Origin of the sequence: Virgibacillus senegalensis, from assembly GCF_000821245.2 — a bacterium.
Taxonomy (GTDB): domain Bacteria; phylum Bacillota; class Bacilli; order Bacillales; family Amphibacillaceae; genus Sediminibacillus; species Sediminibacillus senegalensis.
Genome location: NZ_LN611424.1, coordinates 1,190,020 through 1,193,496, shown reverse-complemented (window position 1 = coordinate 1,193,496; position 3,477 = coordinate 1,190,020). Strand labels below are relative to the sequence as shown.

Below are 3,477 nucleotides of genomic sequence, written 5' to 3'. Positions count from 1 at the left end.
ACCCCGCCAATACCAAGCATTCCTGAAACAAACGAACCCGAAACCCCAATTAAGAATATGGTAAGAATAAAAGCAAGATCCATAGTTGACCCCCTTCAAAAAAAGAGGAACCTAGAGCGGTTCCCTTTTTTTATCCCTTTTTGATCCAGAACTTTAAAACATCATTTTCTTCCGTATTTTTTAATAGTTCATGTCCGCCAGATTTAGTCCAAGCCGTTAAATCACTTTTTGCTCCTTTATCTGTGGCATGAATCTCAAGGATTTGGCCAGATTCTATTTCGCTCATGGCTTTCTTGGTTCTTACAATTGGCATTGGGCATGCTAATCCTTTTGCATCTACTACCTTTGTTACGTTCATTCTATGTTCCTCCTAATTTTTCATTTAGCCAAGTCAATGATTAACGTACCGCACAACGGTTCGGTCCTATTTCCATTTCTCTTTGTTTTTCTTCTTCCGGTGTGACTTTGCCCATATTTGTTTCCCGGATTTCCTGATAAGCGTTTGGTTGTGCCGGTAAATTCTCCGTCACTATTCTCCTGAATTCAGCTTCATCTTCCACGTTCAATCCGTGGTTTTTCTCAAAAAGCGCTCCTAATTTTTTTGCAACACTACCATCTCTATTCAATTCGTCGATTTTCATAAAGTGTGCTGGCAATACTACTAATTCCTCTGATAAATTTCTATAACGAGAATATAAGCTTTCTCTTAAGTCTCCAACCCAGTCTTCGGCTTTTCCAGCCAAATCTGGTCTTCCAATCGAATCGATGAATAAGATATCCCCAGTTAAAAAATACTTCCCGTCCACTACAAAAGAGGTGGAACCAGGAGTATGTCCCGGTGAATAAAGGGCCTGGATGTCAATCGCTGTGTTTCCGATTGTCACAACCTGTCCTCCTTCTAATGCTTTATAAGAGAAGGTAACCTCCTGTGCATCTTTAGAAGGCATCCAGTACGTTGCACCTGTTTGTTCAGCAATTTTTCTTCCACCTGAAATGTGATCGGCATGAAGGTGAGTATCAAACACATCGGTAATCTTAACTTGTTTACGCGTGGCAAAATCAAGGAAAACATCAGTCATTCTTGTAGCATCAATGAGTGCAGCTTCCCCCTCGGAAATAACCATGTATGATAGGCAGCCTTTCCCGATACGTACAAACTGATAAACTTCACCGCCATCTTTCAGGTTTCCAACTTGGACAGGTTCCAAATGTTCACTCCAAGCTTTCATCCCTCCTTGCAGAACAGAGACTGTCAACCCTTCATCTGAAAGCATTTCTGCTACCATTAAAGATGAACCCTCTTTGGCACATACTACTAATATCTCTTTATCGGAGGGAACCCTATCCAAGATTTCCTCAACTCCATCTAATAGTTCAAAATAAGGAATGTTCAAATATTCAACGTTTTCCCCTTCGATTTTCCAGTCTTCAAATGCTTCTTCATTACGTACATCTAAGATAAACAGTTCTTCCTTGTTAAAAATCTTTTTGGTGACTTCGTGAGCTGTCATCTTGTTAACTGGCATATCCATTTACCCCCTACCGTATAAATTTGATTAAAAAAATTGCAGTGTTCTATCATGTATCCTCCTATAGTTTGGACCAAAACTAAACTATTCAGGTACATTCACTTGTAAGTCGTTACATTTAATTTTAAAGATTTTCTGTTTCTCCATTCCAATGACTCATACCTGGTAAAACATTCGCAACATGTTCAAAACCATTTTCCACCAATATCTGGGCGGCGAGATCACTTCTACTTCCTGTTCTACACACGACAAAGATTTCATCATCTCTGTTTAATTCGTTCATACGGGCTTCCAGTTCTCCTAGCGGGATGGAAACCGCACGCGGGATGTGATTAAATGCATATTCTGCCGACTCTCTTACATCAAGAACCACAACACTTTCCGATAACTTTGATTGTAAATCTTCATTGGTAACAATATTAGAATATTTTCTGTCAACCGCTTCTTCTTTATCAGATGCTTTTCTTAAATAGTGTTTTAACGTTTCGCCTTCTTCCAGTGTGCCTAAATATTGGTGCCCGGCACTGTTGGCCCACGCTTCGATATCTGCTTTTGATCCTTTATCAGTTGCTTGTACTTCAATCACTTGGCCTGCTTCCAATTCTTTCATCGCTTTTTTCGTTTTCACGATTGGCATGGGACAAGCCAATCCTTTCGCATCCATGGACACATTTGCTTTCACATTATCCATCCTACTCAAACCTCCTATACCTAGCGGGGTATAATTTTGACTAAAAAAATTATTCTGTTTCGCCTTTCCAAGCCAGCATTCCGCCTGTCATGTTGATTGCATGGAATCCCTGACTTTCTAGAAATTGTACTGCTTGACCACTTCTACCTCCAGAACGACAAACCACAATATATTCTGTTGATTTATCTAATTCGTGCAAACGGAATTCTAACAACCCTAATGGAATGTTCACCGAACCAGGAATTTTCCCCTCTGCTACTTCCTTCGCTTCCCGGACATCAAGGATATTTACAATTTGATTCTTCTCTGTTAAGTTTTTCAGTTCTTCTGCTGATATTTTTTTCATGTTAAAAGTCTCCCTTCTAAATTTATCATTCATGGATTTCATGGATTCAATGGATATCAATTCCTTATATTGGTCCTTCTGGATTAAGGGAAAATACAAATGATTAAATAAACAGGTTTACATCGCCATCTTCGGCGTCACCAAGATAAGCTGCAACCCCTGCATACTCTATATCATTTAAGAGTTCTTCTTTTTGAAGTCCCAATAAATCCATTGTCATCGTACATGCTACTAGCTTTACCTCTTGTTCTTGAGCCATTTCCATTAAGCTAGGCAGGCTCATTGCATTATGTTTTTTCATAACTTTCTTGATCATTTTAGGACCAAAACCAGCAAAGTTCATTTTCGACAAGCCCATTTTGTCTGCGCCTCGTGGCATCATCTTTCCAAACATTTTTTCCATGAACCCTTTTTTCATTTCCACATTTTCCTCTCTCCTAAGAGCATTCAATCCCCAAAACGTATGGAAAATAGTCACTTCATGGTCGTAAGCAGCTGCACCATTCGCAATGATATATGCTGCCATTGCTTTATCGTAATCACCACTGAAAAGAACGATTGTTGTTTTTTTCTTTTCTGACATATTAATGTAACCTCCTAAACGCCACTTTATTACCCCGGGGGGTATAAAATAACTGAAATAAAAAGGGCATCCGCCCTGTTGCCAAATCCAAATGACAACACCAACAATATACCATAGGGGGTATGTTGTCAACAATTAAATTTAGGTTCTCTGTCAAATTGGTGTGTGATTTTTCTTCCACCCTCTCTTTATCGAAAGGCTCATTCTAAAAACAGCTATTTTACTCAGACCGCAGAGGAAACAAACTCGCTTTCCGCGGACGAACGCCCGAGCCTCCTCGCAAAGTCCGCTGTGGGGTCTCGGCCGCCCGTTTTTCCGCAGGAGTCTC

5 protein-coding genes are annotated in these 3,477 nt (G+C 39.9%); all 5 read right to left on the bottom strand.

Annotated elements, in window-relative coordinates:
* Positions 1–130: 130 nt before the first annotated feature.
* Complete coding sequence (locus BN1067_RS09920; protein ID WP_053218702.1) at positions 131–358, bottom strand: sulfurtransferase TusA family protein; 228 nt, start codon at positions 356–358, stop codon at positions 131–133.
* A 40-nt stretch (positions 359–398) separates the two neighbouring features.
* Positions 399–1,526, bottom strand: a complete 1,128-nt coding sequence (locus BN1067_RS09915) for an MBL fold metallo-hydrolase (RefSeq protein WP_053218701.1) — start codon at positions 1,524–1,526, stop codon at positions 399–401.
* Positions 1,527–1,653: 127 nt separating this feature from the next.
* Positions 1,654–2,220, bottom strand: a complete 567-nt coding sequence (locus BN1067_RS09910) for a sulfurtransferase TusA family protein (RefSeq protein ID WP_053218700.1) — start codon at positions 2,218–2,220, stop codon at positions 1,654–1,656.
* 49 nt (positions 2,221–2,269) lie between these two features.
* Entirely contained in the window at positions 2,270–2,566 is a 297-nt protein-coding gene (locus BN1067_RS09905) for a rhodanese-like domain-containing protein (RefSeq protein ID WP_053218699.1), read from the bottom strand.
* Between the two features lie 103 nt (positions 2,567–2,669).
* Positions 2,670–3,149 carry a DsrE/DsrF/DrsH-like family protein gene (locus tag BN1067_RS09900; protein WP_053218698.1) on the bottom strand — a complete coding sequence of 160 codons (480 nt, stop codon included), beginning with the start codon at positions 3,147–3,149 and terminating at the stop codon, positions 2,670–2,672.
* Between the last annotated feature and the right edge of the window lie 328 nt (positions 3,150–3,477).

Excerpts from the sequence above, each read along its gene's own strand:
- BN1067_RS09920 (WP_053218702.1), bottom strand. The coding sequence starts at position 358 with ATGAACGTAACAAAGGTAGTAGATGCAAAAGGATTAGCATGCCCAATG.
- BN1067_RS09905 (WP_053218699.1), bottom strand. The coding sequence starts at position 2,566 with ATGAAAAAAATATCAGCAGAAGAACTGAAAAACTTAACAGAGAAGAAT.
- BN1067_RS09910 (WP_053218700.1), bottom strand. The coding sequence starts at position 2,220 with ATGGATAATGTGAAAGCAAATGTGTCCATGGATGCGAAAGGATTGGCT.
- BN1067_RS09900 (WP_053218698.1), bottom strand. The coding sequence starts at position 3,149 with ATGTCAGAAAAGAAAAAAACAACAATCGTTCTTTTCAGTGGTGATTAC.
- BN1067_RS09915 (WP_053218701.1), bottom strand. The coding sequence starts at position 1,526 with ATGCCAGTTAACAAGATGACAGCTCACGAAGTCACCAAAAAGATTTTT.